Genomic DNA, 17,584 nt, shown 5'->3' with positions numbered 1-17,584 from the left:
ACCGCCCGTCGCCGGGCTCAGCCGACCGGGGTGCCCGCCTCCAGGTAGAGGGGGCGGCCGCGTTCGCGGGCGCGCAGGGCCCAGCGCAGGCGTTCGTGACGGTGCGGCGGGAGGAGGCTCGCGGCCTCGGCCTCCGTGACGAAGCGCCAGGCTCGCAGTTCCGGGCCCGGAAGGCGGAGCCGGGCCGTCGCCTCCGGGGAGAGGCGGCCGCCGTCGAAGAGCAGGCGCAGTCCCCCGTAGCCGGGGGGCTGCGGGGGCTCCCAGTCGACCACGAGCAGGCCGGGCGCCCGGTCCAGTACGAGGCCCAGTTCCTCCGCGACCTCCCGTACGCCCCCGCACGCGGGTGCCTCGCCCGCTTCGACGACGCCGCCCGGGAACTCCCAGCCGGCCTTGTACGTCGGATCCACCAGGAGCACCCGGTCCTGCTCGTCGAAGAGCAGCACCCCGGCCGCCACCGTCTCCCGCGTGGGCTCCGGGGTCTGCACGATGTCGCAGACCGGGGCCGTCTCGGAGCGGACGGCCTCGGCGATGCGCTGCGCCGTCTCGCGCGGGGTCAGGCTGCTGTTGTCGATGACGTGCGCGTCACCCGTGAGCCAGCCGAGGGCCTGCTGGTAGACGGGAATGTGGTCGTAGGCCCACTGGCGGACCCGGAGGGCGACCTCGTCCGGCTCCCCCGGCTCCTCGCGGGTCGCGATCCGCTCACGCAGGATCGTTTCCGCGGGGGCCAGCAGCACGTGCCGCACCGCTATCCGGCGCGCCGCGAGCCCGCCGAAGATCTCGTCCCGGTACTCCTGGCACAGCAGCGTCATCGGTACGACGAGCACCCCGCCCAGCTCCGCGAGCATCGCCGCCGCCGTGTCCACCACCAGCCGCCGCCAGCTCGGCAGGTCCTGGTAGTCGGTGACCTCCGCCAGCCGTTTGGCCGGCAGCAGCACGCGCAGCGCGTCGCCGATGAACTCCGGGTCGAACAGGGTGCTGTCCGGCAGGATTCCGGCCAGTTCGCGGGCCGTGCTGGTCTTTCCGGCACTGAATGTGCCGTTGATCCAGACAATCACGTCTACCCCTCTCCCCATGGCTCGTCCGGAGCCCCCAGTGGCTTGCCCGCACCAGCCTGCCACGGAAACCTCACTATCGGCCGAGTGCTTATCCTCAAGGTCACAGCCCTGCCCGAGACTCCGGAGGATTCACGACCGTGCCCCACAACCGCCGCCCGTCCGATCCCCGCTACGGCAACCGGCCGACCATGAAGGACGTGGCGGCCCAGGCGGGCGTCGGCCTGAAGACGGTGTCACGGGTGGTCAACGGAGAACCGGGCGTCACCCCCGAGACAGAGAAGCGGGTCCAAGAGGCCATCGACGCCCTGGGGTTCCGCCGCAACGACAGCGCGCGCGTCCTGCGCAAGGGCCGTACCGCCACCGTCGGCCTGATCCTGGAGGACCTCGCCGACCCCTTCTACGGCCCGCTGAACCGGGCCGTGGAAGAGGTGGCCCGCTCGCACGGGGCCCTCCTCATCAACGGCTCCAGCGCCGAGGACCCGGACCGCGAGCGGGAGTTGGCGCTCGCGCTGTGCGCCCGCCGGGTGGACGGCCTCATCGTGATCCCGGCCGGGGACGACCACCGCTACCTGGAGCCGGAGATGCGGGCCGGTGTGGCCACGGTGTTCGTGGACCGGCCGGCCGGGCGGATCGACGCGGACGTCGTGCTCTCGGACAGCTTCGGCGGCGCCCGCGGCGGAGTGGCCCACCTGATCGCGGGCGGCCACCGCCGGATCGGCTTCATCGGCGACCACCCCCGCATCCACACGGCGGCGGAGCGCCTGCGCGGCTACCGCGCCGCCATGGCCGACGCGGGCCTGCCGGTGGCCGAAGCCTGGGTCTCCCTCGGCTCCACCGAACCCGGCCGGGTGGCGGCGGCGACGAGGTCGATGCTCACGGGCCGGGACCCGGTCACCGCCGTCTTCGCGGGCAACAACCGCGTGACGGTCACGGTGGTACGGGTCCTCGCGGCCCAGGAGCACCCGGTGGCCCTGGTCGGCTTCGACGACTTCGAACTGGCCGACCTGCTCCGCCCCGGCGTCACGGTGGTCGCCCAGGACCCGGCGACCCTCGGCCGAGTGGCCACGGACCGCCTCTTCCAGCGCCTGTCGGGCGCCGCCCTCCCGACGACCCGCACCGAACTCCCGACCCGCCTGATCCCCCGCGGCTCGGGCGAACTCCCGCCGTTCAGCGGATGAGCGTCCGCAGGACGGGAACGGTGGTGCGGATCCCGTACGCGTACGACGAGTACGGCCGGGAGACGAGGGTTCCGCCGCACGACTCCCCGCGGCTGGGCCCCTGGCGCACCCGAAACGGCCCGGCCCCGGTGGACCGGGGCCGGGCCGCTCACGCCGGCAGGGTCAGGCGGTCGCCGTCAGGGTGGCTGAGCGGCGGGGGATGGCGAAGGCGTCCAGTTCCGCGCGGGTCAGGCCGGTCAGGGCGGTGACCTCCTCGGCTCCCACCGCGCCGCAGTCGAGGCCGCGGACCAGGTAGCCGGCCAGGGCCTTCGCCGTGGCGGGCTCGTCCATCACGTCGCCCTCGATCTTGGCCACGTACGCCTTGAGGCGGGCCGCCGCGGTCTCCAGGCCCTCCCGGTAGAAGGTGAAGACGGCCGCGTAGCGGGTCGGCAGGTGGCCGGGGTGCATGTCCCAGCCCTGGTAGTAGGCGCGGGCCAGGGCGCGGCGGGTGAGGCCGTAGTGCAGCTTCCAGGCCTCGTGGACCTTCTCGGTGGTGCCGATGGGCAGGACGTTCGTCGAACCGTCGGAGACGCGTACGCCGGTGCCGGCGGCCGCGACCTGCATGATCGCCTTGGCGTGGTCGGCGGCGGGGTGGTCGCTGGCCTGGTAGGCGGCCGAGACGCCGACGCAGGCGCTGTAGTCGAAGGTGCCGTAGTGCAGGCCGGTGGCGCGGCCCTGGGAGGCCTCGATCATGCGGGCCACGGTGGCGGTGCCGTCGGAGGCCAGGATCGACTGGCTGGTCTCGATCTGGATCTCGAAGCCGATCCGGCCCCGGCGCAGACCGCGGGAGGTCTCGAAGGCCTCCAGCAGCTTGACGAAGGCGGTGACCTGCTCGGCGTACGTGACCTTGGGGAGGGTCAGGACCAGGTTGTCCGGCAGGCCGCCGTGCGCGAGCAGGCCGGAGAGGAAGACGTCGGTGGTGCGGATGCCGCGGTCGCGGACGTTGGACTCCATGCACTTCATGCGGATGCCCATGTAGGGGGCGTTGGTGCCGTTGGAGTACGCCTCGGAGATCAGGCGGGCCGCGCGGGCCGCTGCCTGGTCCTCCTCCTCGTCGGAGCGGACGCCGAAGCCGTCCTCGAAGTCGACGCGGAGGTCCTCGATGGGCTCGCGCCGCAGCTTGGCGCGCACGCGGTCGTAGACCGGTACGGCCAGCTCGTCGGAGATGCCGAGCACCTTGGCGAAGGTGGCGGCGTCCGGGGCGTGCTCGTCGAGCGCGGCGAGGGCCTGGTCGCCCCACGAGCGGATGGTGTCCGCGGCGAAGACGTCACCGGGTACGTAGACCGTGTGGATGGGCTGACGGGTGCCGGGGTCGCCCGGGTAGTGGCGCGCGAGCTCCGCGTCCACCGGCGCGAGGGAGGCGCTGATGCCCTCGCTGACCGCGCCTGCGAGGCTCGTCGCCACCTTCTCCTGCTGACCCATCGTGCACTCTCCTCTTTTCCGCTTTACGGAAGCTTAGATCCGCATAGCAGAATTTAGTCACGGGGTTCCGCTCCGTCAATGGTCCCTCCGACGCGTGGGACGAACGACTCGGGGCCGTGCGGTGAGAAACACCACACGGCCCCGGAGAAGTGAAGCTACGAGCAGAAGCGCAGGTCAGCCCTTGCGCGCCTTGATCTCGTCGGTCAGCTGCGGGACGACCGCGAAGAGGTCGCCGACCACGCCGTAGTCGACGAGGTCGAAGATCGGGGCCTCGGCGTCCTTGTTGATGGCGACGATGGTCTTCGAGGTCTGCATGCCGGCCCGGTGCTGGATCGCGCCCGAGATGCCGGAGGCGATGTAGAGCTGCGGGGAGACCGACTTGCCGGTCTGGCCGACCTGGTTGGAGTGCGGGTACCAGCCGGCGTCGACGGCGGCACGCGAGGCGCCGACGGCCGCACCGAGGGAGTCCGCGAGGTCCTCGATGATGTGGAAGTTCTCGGCACCGTTGACGCCACGGCCGCCGGAGACCACGATCGCGGCCTCGGTCAGCTCGGGGCGGCCGGTCGACTCGCGCGGGGTGCGGCCGGTGACCTTGGTGCCGGTGGCCAGGGCGCCGAAGGTGACGGCGAGCGCCTCGACGGTGCCGGCGGCCGGGGCGGCCTCGACCGGGGCCGAGTTCGGCTTCACGGTGATGACCGGGGTGCCCTTGGAGACGCGGGACTTGGTGGTGAACGACGCGGCGAAGGCGGACTGCGTCGCGACCGGGCCCTCGTCACCCGCCTCCAGGTCGATGGCGTCGGTGATGATGCCGGAGCCGATGCGGACGGCCAGGCGCGCGGCGATCTCCTTGCCCTCGGCGGAGGACGGGACGAGCACGGCGGCCGGGGAGACGGCGTCGTACGCGGCCTGGAGCGCGTCCACCTTCGGTACGACGAGGTACTCGGTGAACTCGGGGGCGTCGGCGGTGAGGACCTTCACCGCGCCGTGCTCGGCGAGCACCGCGGCGGTGGCGTCGGCACCGGCGCCCAGGGCGACGGCGACGGGCTCGCCGATGCGGCGGGCCAGCGTCAGCAGCTCGAGGGTGGGCTTGCGGACGGCGCCGTCCACGTGGTCGACGTAGACGAGAACTTCAGCCATGGGACTGCTCTCCTGCGATTGCGAAGTGTCTGGGGGCTATGGAGGGGGTGGCCGAAGCTCTTAGATGAACTTCTGGCCGGCCAGGAACTCGGCCAGCTGCTTGCCGCCCTCGCCCTCGTCCTTGACGATCGTGCCGGCGGTACGGGCCGGGCGCTGCGCCGCGGCGTCGACCTTGGTCCAGGAGCCTTCCAGACCGACCTCGTCGGCCTCGATCTCCAGCTCCTCCAGGTCCCAGGACTGAACCGGCTTCTTCTTGGCGGCCATGATGCCCTTGAAGGACGGGTAGCGGGCCTCGCCCGACTGGTCCGTCACCGAGACGAGCGCCGGGAGGGAGGCCTCCAGCTGCTCGCTCGCGGTGTCGCCGTCACGGCGGCCGGTCACGGTGCCGTCCTCGACCTTGACCTCGGAGAGCAGGGTGACCTGCGGGACGCCCAGGCGCTCGGCCAGGATCGCCGGCAGCACGCCCATGGTGCCGTCGGTCGACGCCATGCCCGTGATGACCAGGTCGTAGCCGGCCTTCTCGATGGCCTTGGCGAGCACCAGCGAGGTGCCCATGACGTCGGAGCCGTGCAGGTCGTCGTCCTCGACGTGGATGGCCTTGTCGGCGCCCATCGAGAGCGCCTTGCGCAGCGCGTCCTTGGCGTCCTCGGGGCCCACCGTCAGAACGGTGATCTCGGCGTCGTCGGCCTCTTCGGCGATCTGCAGCGCCTGCTCGACGGCGTACTCGTCGAGCTCCGACAGCAGGCCGTCGACGTCGTCACGGTTGACGGTCAAGTCCTCGGTGAACTGCCGGTCGCCAGTGGCGTCGGGCACGTACTTCACACAGACAACGATCCTCAGGCTCACGCCGGCTCTCCTACCGCATCGTCTTTTCTGGTACCGCCTTATGCAGGCAGCATAGGCGCCTCGTCGGGCGGATCCCGGTCGGGGCGGCCCGCGCTCCGAAGGGAATGTTACTCGTCAGTACACAGTGGGTACCGCCAAGTCGCAAGGCTGGTGAACTGTGATCTGCCCAACGCCGCCCGACCCTCCCAAGCAGGGACGATTCAGTCGCGCAACGCGTTGAAGCGCCCCTGGTGGTACAGCAGCGGGCGGCCTTCGCCGGCCGGATCCCCGGCGACCGCCTCAGCGATGATCACACGATGTTCGCCGGCGGGCACCCGTGCCACCACCCGGCACACCAGCCAGGCCAGTACGCCGTCGAGCACCGGGACCCCGTGCGGCCCCGGATTCCAGCCGGTGGCCGGCCCGAAGCGGTCGGCTCCGCTGCGGGCGAACAGCGCGGCCAGCTCCCGTTGGTGCTCGCCGAGTATGTGGACGCCGAGGTACTCGCTGTCGCGCACCCCCGGCCAGCTGGAGGCCCCCGTGCCGATCGTGAAGGACAGCAGCGGCGGGTCGGCGGAGACCGAGTTGAGCGAGGTCGCCGTGAAGCCCACCGGCCGCGCGCCGTCCTGGGCGGTGATCACGGCGACTCCGGCGGCGTGCTGCCGGAAGACCGAACGCAGGAGGTCGGGCGAGCCGGGGCGGCCGTCGCCGGAACGGGGAGGACGGGGGCTACGGGGCGACGGAGCGGTGTGCACCGTCGGGACCGTCGGAGCAGTCATCAGGGTTCTGCCTTCTGCCGCGGGACACGCGGGCGCTGTCGGAGATCGGGGGCCGGGGGCGTTCAGCTGTCCCGACAGCGCGCGCTCGCGTATCGGACGAGGTCCACGTGGACCCGTCCGTAGAGCAGGAGTTCATACCGCATACCGCCAGCCTGGCGATCTCCCGCGGACCCAGTCAAGCGGGATCGGGCAGATGTCAGGCGCGTCACGCTGCGTGCGGGCGCGCGCACCGGTGCGCCCGGTGCCCCGGCCCCTGGGCCGCAACCGCGCCCGGCCGCCGGGCCGCGCCGGGAACCGCCCGTCATACGGCGGCCCCCAGCGCGGCGATCACGTCCACCTTGCGCGGCAGTCCGGCCGCCCGCCGGACGATCCGGCCCGCCGAGTCCAGGACGAGCACGGTCGGCGTCTTCTCGATCCCGAGGGCGCGCACGAGCCCGAGCCGTTCCTCGGCGTCGATCTCGATGTGCGCGACCCCTTCGACCATCGCCGCCACCTCGGCGAGGATCCGCCGCGTGGCCCGGCAGGGCTGGCAGAAGGCGCTGGAGAACTGCACCAGGCTGGCCCACTCCCCCGGCTCCGCGCCCAGTTCCGCGGCGCCCAGCCGGACCGGACCGCCGTCCGCCCCGGGCCCGGGTCCCCCGGCTCGTACGCCACCGGGCCGGCCGGCCCGCCCGTCTTCGCGCCCGCCTTCGCGCCCGTCTTGGCGGCCTTCCCGCCCTTCCTGCCCGAGCACCCGCGCTCCCCTCGCCGCCTTCGTCCGCGTACGCCATGCTCGTACGCTCGTACGTGGATCGGAGCATCCTGCAGACGTACGACATTCCCGGCGTGACGAGAATCTCCCCGGGCACGGGCCTCTGGGCTGGCCAGCAGGCCTCGTATGGGGCACCATCCCCATGGTCGCGTACCTACGCTTCCGTAACTTCCGGCCGGGAGCACCTCCCCAGGCAGAAAGCGGGGTCTCCCCACCATGGCTGAGCTCGTCTATCCTCCGGTGATCGGCGCCGCGCACGGACTCTTCCGTGCCCTCGACATCCGCATCGACATGAAGGGCACCGAGAACATCCCCCGCAAGGGCGGTGCGGTCCTGGTGTCGAACCACATCGGATACCTCGACTTCATCTTCGCCGGCCTGACGGCGCGGCCGCAGAAGCGCCTGGTGCGCTTCATGGCGAAGGAGTCGGTGTTCCGGCACAAGGTGTCCGGTCCGCTGATGCGCGCGATGAAGCACATCCCCGTCGACCGCAAGCAGGGTGAGGACGCGTACCAGCACGCCCTGGACTCGCTGCGGTCGGGCGAGATCATCGGGGTCTTCCCGGAGGCCACGATCTCCCAGTCGTTCACCCTCAAGAGCTTCAAGTCGGGTGCGGCCCGGATGGCACAGGAGGCCGGCGTCCCGCTGATCCCCGTGGCGCTGTGGGGCACCCAGCGGCTGTGGACCAAGGGCCGCCCGAAGAACCTCAAGCGCAGCCACATCCCGGTGACGATGCGCGTGGGCGAGCCGATCGAGGCCCCCGCCGACCAGTACGCCGGGGCCATCACGCGCCGGCTGCGCGAGCGCGTGCAGGAGCTCCTGGACGCCGCCCAGCGCGCCTACCCGGCCAAGCCCAGCGGCCCCGAGGACTCCTGGTGGCTGCCGGCCCACCTGGGCGGCACCGCGCCGACCCCGGCCCAGGTCCGCGAAGCGGGCTGACGCCCGGGCGCACGCCCCGTACGGCGACGGCATCCAGGACCACGGCCAGGTCCCGGAGGCCGTCGCCGCCGCCGTGCCGCCTCCGGTCAGCCCAGATCCTCCAGCTGCCGCTCCACCCTCGCCAGGGCCCCGGCGAAGCGCCCGGGATCGGCGTCGGCGAGTCGGCGCAGGACGCCGACGCGTTCCCGCATGGTGCTGTGGGCCTCCCCTCGTCGGCCCAGCAGGACGAGTTGGCGGGTGAGCACGCCGAGCAGCTGTTCCAAGTGCTGGGCGTAGAAGGCGAAGTCCCCGGCGGCCTGCGCCCGGCGGATGTCGGCGGCCTCCCGCAGTGGTGCCAGCGACTCCTCGTGCCGCTCCAGCTCATGGAGCGCCACACCCAGGTTCTGTAAGGCCCCGGCCAGCTCGACGTCGTCCGGGACCGAGTCGCCGTGGATGAGGCCGCGGCAGGCTTCCATCGCCTCCTGAGCCGCTACGAGACGCTCTGCGGCGCCGAGGAGCTCCCGGCCCGCGAGATTGGCCAGGGCGTAGGTCAGCCGCCGCTGGAGCCTGCCGTACGTCTCCGGCTCGCCCCTGTGGCGTGCTGCCAGCTCCTGGAAGAGGGCGGCGCACGTCCTGCTGCACTCCAGGGCCCGCACGTGGTCACCCTTGAACTCGTACATGATCCCGGCCCAGTCCAGACAAGCGGCCAGCCGCTCCACATACGGGTCACCCTGCCCGGCCAGTTCCTCGTGGAGCCTGATGGACGCCTCGATCCGGGTGACGGCGGCCGCGTACGCACCGATCGTGTAGAGGCGGTGGGCGAGATCGCTGTGGACGTCCGCCAGCGCCGCCGCGTCCCCGCCCGCACGCCGTAATCGGAACGGGGCGACGTGCCGGGCGATCTCCGCGGCGCCTGCGTCGAGTTCCGGGTTCCGGAACGGCAGGCCCGACTCGATGGCGTCCAGCAGCTCCGGCGGCAGGGACCGGATCCGTACGAGCGCCGAGAGCGCGGCGGACCCGGCCCGGTGCACCAGCGTGGGCTGAGCGGTGAGCAGCGGTACGAGCTGCCGTTCGGCTACGTGGTCCCAGCGCTGGGCCGTCTCGATCAGGGTGATCAGCGCGCGCCTGGGCCAGGACAGGCCCTCGGCCGACTCGTCGGGGAAGGCGAACAGCCGCTGAGGAGCCTGCGTGGTCCATGCCGTGCTCAGCACGGAGCGCATCGGGCCGTTCGGCAGCATCAGGGCGATGAAGTCCTCGCCGAGCCGGTCCGGGTACAGCGGTTCCAGTACGGTGTCCTGCTCGCGTGCCGGGTAGGCGACGCCGTGGTCGTCGAGGGCCAGGCCCGGATCGCCGGGGTTGACGTCGAGGCGCGTGAGCACCTCGTGCGCCTGCGGCCACGGCAGGGCGCCGGTGAGCGTGGCCGCGTACACGGTCCGGGCGAACGTGGCGGGCGGGATGGACGCCTGGCCGGCGGCCCGCAGCTGCTCCCAGTACGTCTGCTCGCGCAGGAGCAGGTACGTGGAGATCTCGGCCGGGCTGCGCGGCGGATCCTGGCCCCGGCGCAGGGCGTCCACCTCGGCCAGCGCCGCCATGTGCACCGCCAGTACGGTGGCGAACCCGTCGCCGCTCAGCTCGGGCGGTGTGCGGGGCGGGGCCGTGACGCCCAGTGCCGCGCCGAAGTGGTCGCGGGCCGCCTCGAACAGGGTGGCGCGGTCGATCTCCTCGGTCAGGGCGGGCAGTTCGCGTTCCTCGACCTGCGCGCCGAGATCCCACAGGTGCTTGGACGGCGTGCTCCACCAGCCGGTGGCCGCGCGGGCGATGAACAGCATCCGCAGCGCGCGGTCCCCCTGCCCCGTGCAGTCGGTCATGAAGTCGGTCAGGTCCCGGCCGGGCCAGCGATCGGCGTAGTCGACGATCAGCAGGAGTCCTCCGGAATCGCCGTCCGCCTCCGGCAGGGGGGACCGGGTGTGCGAGCGGGTCATGCGGTCACTCCCGTGCCGCACCTGGAACACGGTCCAGCCCGCGTCCTGGGACTCCCGCGCGAACTCCTCGGCCACGCGCGACTTTCCCTGCCCGCCCGGCCCGTGGAGCAGCAGCGCCGAGGAGGCGGCCTTGGCGCCGCACCACTCCCGCAGGTCCCCGAGCAGCGCGGCCCGACCCACGAACTCCGGCTGCGGGTACCGGGGGTTGAGCAGCTGACTCGGGTGCTCGCGCAGCTTCTCCCGGTCGATGTCGAGGGGCGCCCGGGTGGCGGGTCCCATGTGGTAGAGCGGCGGCTGATCGAAGTTCTGCACGAGGGAGCTGCCGACCCGCTCGACGACCGTCATGTTGCCGTGCACCGTGACCTGCTGTCCCGGCCGGGCCAGCCAGCCGCGCCGAGGGGTCACCGCTCCTCGATCACTGACTCGCCCGCGCCGTCGATCTGGACGTGGTTCCCCTCGATGCGGGAACCGGGCGTCGGCGGGGGAACCGGCGCGGTCCGCCGGTTCCGGCCGAGTCGCCTCAGCGTCACCCGCGAGCGGCCCCGCACCCGTCGGACCGAGACCTTCGACCCGCCGACGTACTCGGCACCGGGCGCGGGCGGCGCAGTGGTGCGGTGTGCCATGACCAGGGAGAACACCTGGCCCGCCAGTCCGAGCAGGGTGACCGGCAGGCCGATGCTGCTCGCCAGTTTGTCCGCCTGGTCGAGCCCGACCGTGACGAAGTACGCGATGAGGCCCGCAGCGGTGAGCACCCAGACCACACCGCAGATCCAAGCCAGTCTCTGCCAAGTCATACGGTCAGCATGGCCGTCACCGCCCGGCGGTGAAACCCGTTCAGTGGGGATTGTCGGCGTGGGTCAGGGTCTCCCAGGCCTCGAAGTGGTTCTCGGTGCCCGCCGGGCGCCGCCCCTCGGTGAGCCTGCGGGTGTTCTCCATCGCGACGCCGAGCCGGGTGTGCAGGGCGTTGTAGCCGACCTCGGTCGCCGGGCCGATGCCCTTGGTCAGGCTGCCGCCGCAGAGCCAGGAGGGGACCGCCGCGCCGAGTTCGTACGTGGCGTGGAAGCCCAGCGCGTGCCGGAACCGGTCCTTGAACTGCGGGTAGAGGTCGCGGCCCTGGATGCGTGAGGTTTCGGCGACGTGCATGGCCGCGGCGATCCCCATGCCGGTGTGGCCGAAGTCCCGGCAGGTCTCCTGCGCGAGGCCGTCGACGAAGGTGCTCTGGCCGTGCCAGTAGTCGATCAGCTCGCCGCGGGTGTCGATGGACGAGCGCGGCGGGTACGCGGGCTGCGCGCCGTCGGTGGCCAGGTAGAAGTAGGCGGGGACGCGGCCGAGGTAGATGCCCATCGCCTTGTCGTAGGTCGCGCGGTCGTCGAGGTGGACCGCGATCCCGACGGCCGCGTCCATCATGATCAGTTCCCAGTTGCCGTTGCTGTTCGGCCGCCCGTTGATCACCTCGGGCAGGTAGACGTCCCGCAGCATCGTCGCGAAGCGCCCCTGGTTCGGCCAGCCGCCCGTGTACGTGTGCTTGACGATCTCGGCGGCGCGCGGCCAGGTGGAGCCCGCCCAGCCGCTCTGCAGCGGTGCGTTGCTGTTGGTGTGGTCCTTGATCTTCGCGGACCACGCGTCCATCAACTCGATGGACTTGCGGGCGTACTTGGCGTCCCGGGTCACGTACCAGGCGAGCGCGTGGCTGTAGGCGGCGATGGCGTCCTCGCGCTCGTCGGTGCAGCCGATGTTCGGGTTCGAGTACGAGCCGCACTCGACGACCTCGCGCGGCTTGGGCGTGCGCGACAGCGAGCCGTACTTGCTCGCCAGCATCTGGTCGTAGGCGGCCTTCCACGGCTGCCGGCCGGCCTGCACCTGCGTGCGTACGAAGTCCAGTTGCGCGCGGCTGTTGAGGACTCCGGGGTGGGCGAACTGCGCGGGTGCGGCCGCGGTTCGGGGCGTTCCGGCGACTGCGGCGTGGAGGGGGACGAGCGTTGCGGCCAGGCCGAGAGCGAGGGCGGCCAGCGAGGCGGGAACTCCGTAACGCATGAAGCGCCTTCCGGTCGGAGGTGGGGGATTCCGGGATTCCGGGGGTCTCCGTGGGGGGATTCCGCAACCGAATCTACTCATGCCCATGCCAATCTGACAACGATGTCAGACAGGAAACCTTCCTATTAACCGAACGTCAAAGAGCGGTCGGCAGCTTCGTCCACAACTCCGGCCGGTCAGCGGACTCCCGGAGGGCGCCCAGCGCGGCCGGGTGCGGGGCGGCGTACAGCTCGGGATGGTCGATCTCGCCGAGCTCCGGCCGCACGGGAAAGGCCAGTTGCTCGCGGTCGAGGCTGAACTGTGCGTCCACCCCCGGCTTGTTGCCGCGGGGGTCCAGGCGGGACCAGCGGGCACTGCCGGGCAACCGGACGGCCACCAGGCCGTGGACGACCGGGTTCGACCCGTCGTCGTCGGTCAGCCGTTGATAGCAGAGGGCCGCCGGGATGCCCTGCGCGCGCAGCAGGGCCACGAGGGCGTGGGACTTCGCGTAGCAGATGCCGTTGCGCGTGGCGAGGACGTCGGAGGCCCGCCAGGAGACCCGCAGGTCCCCGGAATCGGCCGAGTGCGGGATCGTGTCGCGGACGAACTCGAAAACCGCCTTGGCGTATGAGTATGCGTCGCCGGTGGCAGACCAGAAGGCGTCGGCGGTTTCCTGAACGAGGGGGTGCCAATGATCGATGGCCTCGTCCGACGCCAGATAGGCGTAAATATCGCGGTTCTGCTGGATCAGCTGCATGCCCCGGAGCATAGATATGCCCTCGACCGTAAATCAATAGATTTACAGTCGAGGGCATATCTATGCATGCACTGGCGCTAGCGCGCCATCTCTTCCTTCAGGGCCTGCAGGAAGCCGTCCACGTCCTCTTCCTGGGTGTCGAAGCCGCACATCCAGCGGACGTCGCCCGCGGCCTCGTCCCAGAAGTAGAAGCGGTAACGCTTCTGCAGTCGCCGCGACACCTCGTGCGGCAGCCGCGCGAACACCGCGTTCGCCTGCACCGGGTAGAGGATCTCCACCCCGTCCGTCTCGCGCACGCCCGCGGCCAGCCGCTGCGCCATCGCATTGGCGTGCCGGGCGTTGCGCAGCCACAGGTCCTTGGCGAGCAGCGCCTCCAGCTGCACCGACACGAACCGCATCTTGGACGCGAGCTGCATCGACATCTTGCGGATGTGCTTCATCTGCCGGACCGCGTCCGGGTTCAGCACCACCACGGCTTCGCCGAACATCATGCCGTTCTTGGTGCCGCCGTACGACAGCACGTCGACGCCGACGGTGTTCGTGAACGTGCGCATCGGCACGTCGAGCGAGGCCGCGGCGTTGGCTATGCGGGCACCGTCGAGGTGCACCTTCATGCCCAGGCCGTGCGCGTGCTCGCAGATGGCGCGGATCTCGTCCGGCGTGTAGACCGTGCCGAGTTCGGTGTTCTGCGTGATGGAGACGACCTGCGGCATCGCCCGGTGCTCGTCCTCGAAGCCCCAGGCCTCCTGGTCGATCAGCTCGGGGGTGAGCTTGCCGTCCGGAGTGGGGACGGCGAGCAGCTTGATGCCCGCCATCCGCTCCGGCGCGCCGCCCTCGTCCACGTTGATGTGGGCGGTCTTGGCGCAGATCACGGCGCCCCACCGGTCCGTCATGGCCTGCAGGGCGACGACGTTGGCGCCCGTGCCGTTGAAGACCGGGAAGGCCTCCGCGTACGGACCGAAGTGGCTGCGGAAGATCTTCTGCAGGTGTTCGGTGTACTCGTCCTCGCCGTACGAGACCTGGTGGCCGCCGTTCGCCAGGGCGACGGCGGCGAGCACCTCGGGGTGCACCCCCGCGTAGTTGTCGCTCGCGAAACCGCGCACCGCCGGATCGTGGTGGCGCCGGGCATCGGTCTTCCCGGCATCGGTTCTCACGGTTGCGGAGTGAGCCACAGACGCTGTCCGTTCACATCGGTGGCGGGCCGCTCCCAGACGCCGGCGATGGCCTCGGCCAGCTCCTTCACGTCGGTGAAGCCCGCGAACTTCGCATTGGGACGCTCGGCGCGCATCGCGTCGTGCACCAGTGCCTTGATGACCAGGATCGCAGCTGCCGCGCCCGGGCCCTCGTCACCCCCCACCTTGCGGAAGGAGTCCGCCATCGCCAGGGTCCAGGCCTCGGCCGCCGCCTTGCCCGCGTTGTACGCGGCGTTGTTGGCGACCGGCTTGTGCGCGCCGGACTGGCTGACCAGGACGTAACGGCCGCGGTCGCTGCGCAGCAGTCCGTCGTGGAAGGCCAGCGAGGTGTGCTGGACGGTGCGGATGAGGAGCTTCTCCAGGAAGTCCCAGTCCGCGAGGTCGACGTCGGTGAAGGTCTTGCTGCCGCGCCAGCCGCCCACGAGGTGGACCAGCCCGTCGATCCGGCCGAATTCCTTCTCGGTCTGCTCGGCCCAGGCCTGGGTGGCGGCCAGGTCGAGCAGGTCCACGGTGTCACCGGTGATGGTGGCGCCGCCGTGGGCGTAGCGTGCCGCGTCCACGGCCTCCGCGAGCCGCGCCGCGTTGGCGTCGGACGCGACGACCACGGCTCCCGCCTCGGCGAGGCGGAGCAGGGTGGCACGGCCGGCGGGGCCGCCGGCCCCGGCCACCGCCACCACCGCTCCGTGCAGCTTTCCGTTGCCGTTCCCGGAGCCGTTCATCTGTCCAGCCTCCTGTGGGCGAGCGCTCACGCGGCGACTCGCTCGGCCTGCTCTGCATTCAGGGCGGTGATGCCCTTCGTGGAGGCGATCACTCCCTTGAGCTTCTTGGCGAGCGCCTCAAAGAACATGCTGAGCGGAAACTCGTCCGGAAGCACGTCGTCCACGAGCTTGCGCGGCGGCTGCGTCATGTCGAGGGCGTCGGGGCCCTTGGCCCACTTGGAACCCGGGTGCGGGGCGAGGTACGTCGAGACCAGCTCGTAGGCCTTGAACCAGTGCACCAGCTTCGGGCGGTCGATGCCGGCCCGGTACAGGTCTTCGATCTCGGCGCACAGCTGGTTGGTGACCTGCGGGGCGCGCATCCAGTCGATCTTCAGCTTGTTGTCCGTCCAGCGCACGACGTCGTGCTTGTGGAGGTACGCGAAGAGCAGCTGGCCGCCGAGGCCGTCGTAGTTGCGGGTGCGGTCGCCGGAGACCGGGAAGCGGAACATCCGGTCGAAGAGGACGGCGTACTGCACGTCACGGCCGTGCTCGTTGCCCTCGGACTCCAGCTTCACGGCCTCCTTGAAGGCGGTGAGGTCGCAGCGCAGCTCCTCCAGGCCGTACATCCAGAACGGCTGGCGCTGCTTGATCATGAAGGGGTCGAACGGCAGGTCGCCGTGGCTGTGGGTGCGGTCGTGGACCATGTCCCACAGGACGAAGGCCTTCTCGCAGCGCTCCTGGTCGGTGACCATGGCGGCGATGTCGGCGGGCAGCTCGACGCCGAGGATGTCGACGGCGGCCGAGGTGACCTTGCGGAAGCGCGCGGCCTCGCGGTCACAGAAGATGCCGCCCCAGGTGAAGCGCTCGGGGGCCTCGCGCACGGCGATGGTCTCCGGGAAGAGCACGGCGGAGTGGGTGTCGTAGCCCGCGGTGAAGTCCTCGAAGGTGATGCCGAGGAAGAGCGGGTTGTCGTACCGGGTGCGCTCGAGCTCGGCGAGCCACTCGGGCCACACCATCTTGAGGACGACGGCCTCCAGATTGCGGTCCGGGTTGCCGTTCTGCGTGTACATCGGGAAGACGACGAGGTGCTGGAGCCCGTCCGCACGCTCGGCGGCCGGGTGGAAGGCCAGCAGCGAGTCGAGGAAGTCCGGCACCTGGAAGTCGTCCGCGGCCCACTTGCGCAGGTCGGCGATGAGCGCCTCGTGGTACGCGGTGGCGTGCGGGAGCAGCGGGGAGAGCGTCTCGACGGCGCGGATCACGCGGCCGACCGCGGCCTCGGCGGTGTGCCGGGCGGGGGCGCCCTCGGCGTCGAAGTCGATGGAGCCGTCCTTGGCCTGCCACGGCCGGATCTCCTCCACGGCGGCCTTGAGCTCGGGCCACGCCGGGTGGTCGACCACCCGCGTTTCGGCGGTTATCACGGCGCCGCCGGTACCCGGCACAAGAGTTTCCGTCATGTCACTTCCTCCACAGGAGAACCTCACGTCAAGGCAGCGTATGCGCGCGAGGCTCTTCCGTTCAAGAGGTGGCTCGGGAAATTATCCTGTGATACCCCCCGCTTCACCGGAAGTCTTCCCGTTCATCAGGGTGGAACCGACCACTCCGCCCAGTTGCGCCAAGGCTTCCCGGCCTGTGGCCGGTTCTGGCCGGACCGGGGCGGGCGGGGCCGGGGGTAGGCGGCGGAGTCGGACATCACATGCCGCGGAAGTGCGGGATGACCTTCTCCCCCCACTGCCTCAGGGTCTCCAGGCAGGCCTCCTGCTCCACCGTGCCCATCTGGATCAGGCACATGATCTCGTCGGCCCCCGCCTCCCTGAGCCGTTCCACGTACGCGATGGCGTCGTCGGCGCTCCCGTAGGCGTGGTCGGCGTTGAAGGTGGCCGTCGAGGCCGGACGGACCGGGATGTCCTGCTCGTGCAGCCGGGCCACCACCTGCTCGGCGGCCCTGCGCATCTCCGCCGCCTCGTCGGCGCCGGCGACGACGGCTTCGTCCGGGACCCCCGCCCCGCCGTACCAGTGACCGATCGACTGGGCGAAGAACCGCTGGCCGCGGACGCCGATCCGGCGCGCCTCCTCCCGGTCGTCGAGCACGATGGTCGGGCACAGCACGGAGAAGTGGTCGTTGACCACGGTGGACACGAACCGGCCGCCGTCCCGCCCGGCGATCGCGGCGTCGTAGACGGAGCGCATCTGTGCGATCGACTCGGGTCCGGCGAAGCCCATCACCAGCGCCCCGATCCCCAGCTCGGCCGCCTGAACCAGCGTCTCGCCGCGGCTGCACGCCAGGAACAGCGGCGGATGCGGGGTCTGCCGCGGCCGCGGCAGGATCGGGTGCGGGTCTATGTCGATCAGGTCGCCGTGGTACTCCAGCTCCTCCTCCTGCCAGGCCCTGCCGATGATCCGCAGCGCCTCCTCCACCTCCGCCGCGGTGCGCTCCCGGTCCACCCCGCACAGCGAGGTCTCCTGCTCGGTGCCGCCGCGCCCGGCTCCGAGGTCGAGCCGCCCGCCCGAGAGCAGGTCGAGCATGGCGGCCCGCTCGGCGACCCGCACCGGATGGTTGAAGTTGAAGGGCATGCACACGACGCCGTGCCCGATGCGTATGGTGTTCGTCCTGGCCGCGACCCAGGTCAGGAAGATCTCGGGGGCACTCATATGGGCGTACCACTTCAGGGAGTGGTGCTCCACGGCCCAGATCCGGTCGAATCCCATGCGCTCGGCGAGCACGGCCTGCTCGACGCAGTCGCGGATGACCTGGTGCTCCCGTTCCACCGTCGGGTCGGCAAGCTGTGCTTCGAAGATCACGGAGAATTTCACTGTGCCCCCAGGGTTGCGTCGCGTGC

Annotated in this window: 16 protein-coding genes; 2 read left to right on the top strand and 14 right to left on the bottom strand. The window is 71.2% G+C overall.

What is annotated here, in order from left to right; translation table 11 throughout:
• Nucleotides 1-17: 17 nt before the first annotated feature.
• A complete protein-coding gene (locus tag RIU97_RS35170) occupies nucleotides 18-1,073 on the bottom strand; it encodes an NUDIX domain-containing protein (RefSeq protein WP_404961537.1) in 1,056 nt (351 codons plus the stop codon).
• A 170-nt stretch (nucleotides 1,074-1,243) separates the two neighbouring features.
• On the opposite strand from RIU97_RS35170, the gene RIU97_RS35165 reads away from it, so the two are divergent.
• Nucleotides 1,244-2,233 (top strand): LacI family DNA-binding transcriptional regulator, encoded by a 990-nt coding sequence (locus RIU97_RS35165; protein ID WP_404963052.1) that lies wholly within the window; start codon nucleotides 1,244-1,246, stop codon nucleotides 2,231-2,233.
• 162 nt (nucleotides 2,234-2,395) lie between these two features.
• On the opposite strand, the gene RIU97_RS35160 is transcribed toward RIU97_RS35165, so the two are convergent.
• From RIU97_RS35160 to RIU97_RS35140, 5 genes are all read right to left on the bottom strand, one after another.
• Nucleotides 2,396-3,694, bottom strand: coding sequence for a DUF6986 family protein (locus tag RIU97_RS35160; protein ID WP_404961536.1), 1,299 nt, complete (start codon nucleotides 3,692-3,694; stop codon nucleotides 2,396-2,398).
• Between the two features lie 174 nt (nucleotides 3,695-3,868).
• Nucleotides 3,869-4,831 (bottom strand): electron transfer flavoprotein subunit alpha/FixB family protein, encoded by a 963-nt coding sequence (locus RIU97_RS35155; protein ID WP_376108129.1) that lies wholly within the window; start codon nucleotides 4,829-4,831, stop codon nucleotides 3,869-3,871.
• Between the two features lie 60 nt (nucleotides 4,832-4,891).
• Nucleotides 4,892-5,677: an electron transfer flavoprotein subunit beta/FixA family protein gene (locus RIU97_RS35150; RefSeq protein ID WP_404961535.1), complete on the bottom strand. Its 786-nt coding sequence runs from the start codon at nucleotides 5,675-5,677 to the stop codon at nucleotides 4,892-4,894.
• Between the two features lie 200 nt (nucleotides 5,678-5,877).
• Nucleotides 5,878-6,435 carry a flavin reductase family protein gene (locus tag RIU97_RS35145; protein WP_404961534.1) on the bottom strand — a complete coding sequence of 186 codons (558 nt, stop codon included), beginning with the start codon at nucleotides 6,433-6,435 and terminating at the stop codon, nucleotides 5,878-5,880.
• A 301-nt stretch (nucleotides 6,436-6,736) separates the two neighbouring features.
• Entirely contained in the window at nucleotides 6,737-7,036 is a 300-nt protein-coding gene (locus tag RIU97_RS35140) for a thioredoxin family protein (protein WP_404963051.1), read from the bottom strand.
• Between the two features lie 366 nt (nucleotides 7,037-7,402).
• Here RIU97_RS35140 and RIU97_RS35135 point away from each other — a divergent pair, with 366 nt between their 5' ends.
• On the top strand, nucleotides 7,403-8,125 hold the full coding sequence (locus RIU97_RS35135; RefSeq protein WP_404961533.1) for a lysophospholipid acyltransferase family protein: 723 nt from the start codon (nucleotides 7,403-7,405) through the stop codon (nucleotides 8,123-8,125).
• An 86-nt stretch (nucleotides 8,126-8,211) separates the two neighbouring features.
• Here the strand turns inward: RIU97_RS35135 and RIU97_RS35130 are convergent, their stop codons facing one another.
• The 8 genes from RIU97_RS35130 to RIU97_RS35095 form a co-directional block, all read right to left on the bottom strand.
• A complete protein-coding gene (locus tag RIU97_RS35130) occupies nucleotides 8,212-10,491 on the bottom strand; it encodes a tetratricopeptide repeat protein (RefSeq protein ID WP_404961532.1) in 2,280 nt (759 codons plus the stop codon).
• On the bottom strand, nucleotides 10,488-10,880 hold the full coding sequence (locus RIU97_RS35125; RefSeq protein ID WP_404961531.1) for a hypothetical protein: 393 nt from the start codon (nucleotides 10,878-10,880) through the stop codon (nucleotides 10,488-10,490). Before RIU97_RS35125 ends, RIU97_RS35130 begins: the two co-directional genes overlap by 4 nt.
• 40 nt (nucleotides 10,881-10,920) lie before the next feature.
• Nucleotides 10,921-12,120: an alginate lyase family protein gene (locus RIU97_RS35120; protein ID WP_404961530.1), complete on the bottom strand. Its 1,200-nt coding sequence runs from the start codon at nucleotides 12,118-12,120 to the stop codon at nucleotides 10,921-10,923.
• A 136-nt stretch (nucleotides 12,121-12,256) separates the two neighbouring features.
• The gene (locus RIU97_RS35115; protein ID WP_404961529.1) at nucleotides 12,257-12,856 is read right to left on the bottom strand and encodes a transglutaminase family protein; all 600 of its coding nucleotides are present in this window, start codon (nucleotides 12,854-12,856) and stop codon (nucleotides 12,257-12,259) included.
• Nucleotides 12,857-12,933: 77 nt separating this feature from the next.
• Complete coding sequence (locus RIU97_RS35110) at nucleotides 12,934-14,028, bottom strand: threonine aldolase family protein (protein WP_376616905.1); 1,095 nt, start codon at nucleotides 14,026-14,028, stop codon at nucleotides 12,934-12,936.
• Nucleotides 14,007-14,768 carry an SDR family NAD(P)-dependent oxidoreductase gene (locus RIU97_RS35105; protein WP_404961528.1) on the bottom strand — a complete coding sequence of 254 codons (762 nt, stop codon included), beginning with the start codon at nucleotides 14,766-14,768 and terminating at the stop codon, nucleotides 14,007-14,009. The genes RIU97_RS35110 and RIU97_RS35105 overlap by 22 nt, the downstream gene beginning before the upstream one ends.
• Before the next feature lie 26 nt (nucleotides 14,769-14,794).
• Entirely contained in the window at nucleotides 14,795-16,201 is a 1,407-nt protein-coding gene (locus tag RIU97_RS35100; RefSeq protein ID WP_404961527.1) for a DUF6421 family protein, read from the bottom strand.
• A 235-nt stretch (nucleotides 16,202-16,436) separates the two neighbouring features.
• Nucleotides 16,437-17,558: an LLM class flavin-dependent oxidoreductase gene (locus RIU97_RS35095; RefSeq protein ID WP_404961526.1), complete on the bottom strand. Its 1,122-nt coding sequence runs from the start codon at nucleotides 17,556-17,558 to the stop codon at nucleotides 16,437-16,439.
• Nucleotides 17,559-17,584: the final 26 nt, after the last annotated feature.

It is taken from the genome of Streptomyces sp. 147326 (assembly GCF_045000215.1).
Lineage (GTDB): Bacteria > Actinomycetota > Actinomycetes > Streptomycetales > Streptomycetaceae > Streptomyces.
Note: the sequence above shows the minus strand (reverse complement) of the source record. Positions and strands in the feature narration are given on the sequence as shown.

What these genes read in the sequence shown, in the direction of transcription:
- RIU97_RS35170 (WP_404961537.1), bottom strand. Translation starts at nt 1,073, where the DNA reads ATGGGGAGAGGGGTAGACGTGATTGTCTGGATCAACGGCACATTCAGT.
- RIU97_RS35165 (WP_404963052.1), top strand. Translation starts at nt 1,244, where the DNA reads ATGAAGGACGTGGCGGCCCAGGCGGGCGTCGGCCTGAAGACGGTGTCA.
- RIU97_RS35160 (WP_404961536.1), bottom strand. Translation starts at nt 3,694, where the DNA reads ATGGGTCAGCAGGAGAAGGTGGCGACGAGCCTCGCAGGCGCGGTCAGC.
- RIU97_RS35155 (WP_376108129.1), bottom strand. Translation starts at nt 4,831, where the DNA reads ATGGCTGAAGTTCTCGTCTACGTCGACCACGTGGACGGCGCCGTCCGC.
- RIU97_RS35145 (WP_404961534.1), bottom strand. Translation starts at nt 6,435, where the DNA reads ATGACTGCTCCGACGGTCCCGACGGTGCACACCGCTCCGTCGCCCCGT.
- RIU97_RS35135 (WP_404961533.1), top strand. Translation starts at nt 7,403, where the DNA reads ATGGCTGAGCTCGTCTATCCTCCGGTGATCGGCGCCGCGCACGGACTC.
- RIU97_RS35125 (WP_404961531.1), bottom strand. Translation starts at nt 10,880, where the DNA reads ATGACTTGGCAGAGACTGGCTTGGATCTGCGGTGTGGTCTGGGTGCTC.
- RIU97_RS35120 (WP_404961530.1), bottom strand. Translation starts at nt 12,120, where the DNA reads ATGCGTTACGGAGTTCCCGCCTCGCTGGCCGCCCTCGCTCTCGGCCTG.
- RIU97_RS35115 (WP_404961529.1), bottom strand. Translation starts at nt 12,856, where the DNA reads ATGCAGCTGATCCAGCAGAACCGCGATATTTACGCCTATCTGGCGTCG.
- RIU97_RS35105 (WP_404961528.1), bottom strand. Translation starts at nt 14,768, where the DNA reads ATGAACGGCTCCGGGAACGGCAACGGAAAGCTGCACGGAGCGGTGGTG.
- RIU97_RS35100 (WP_404961527.1), bottom strand. Translation starts at nt 16,201, where the DNA reads ATGACGGAAACTCTTGTGCCGGGTACCGGCGGCGCCGTGATAACCGCC.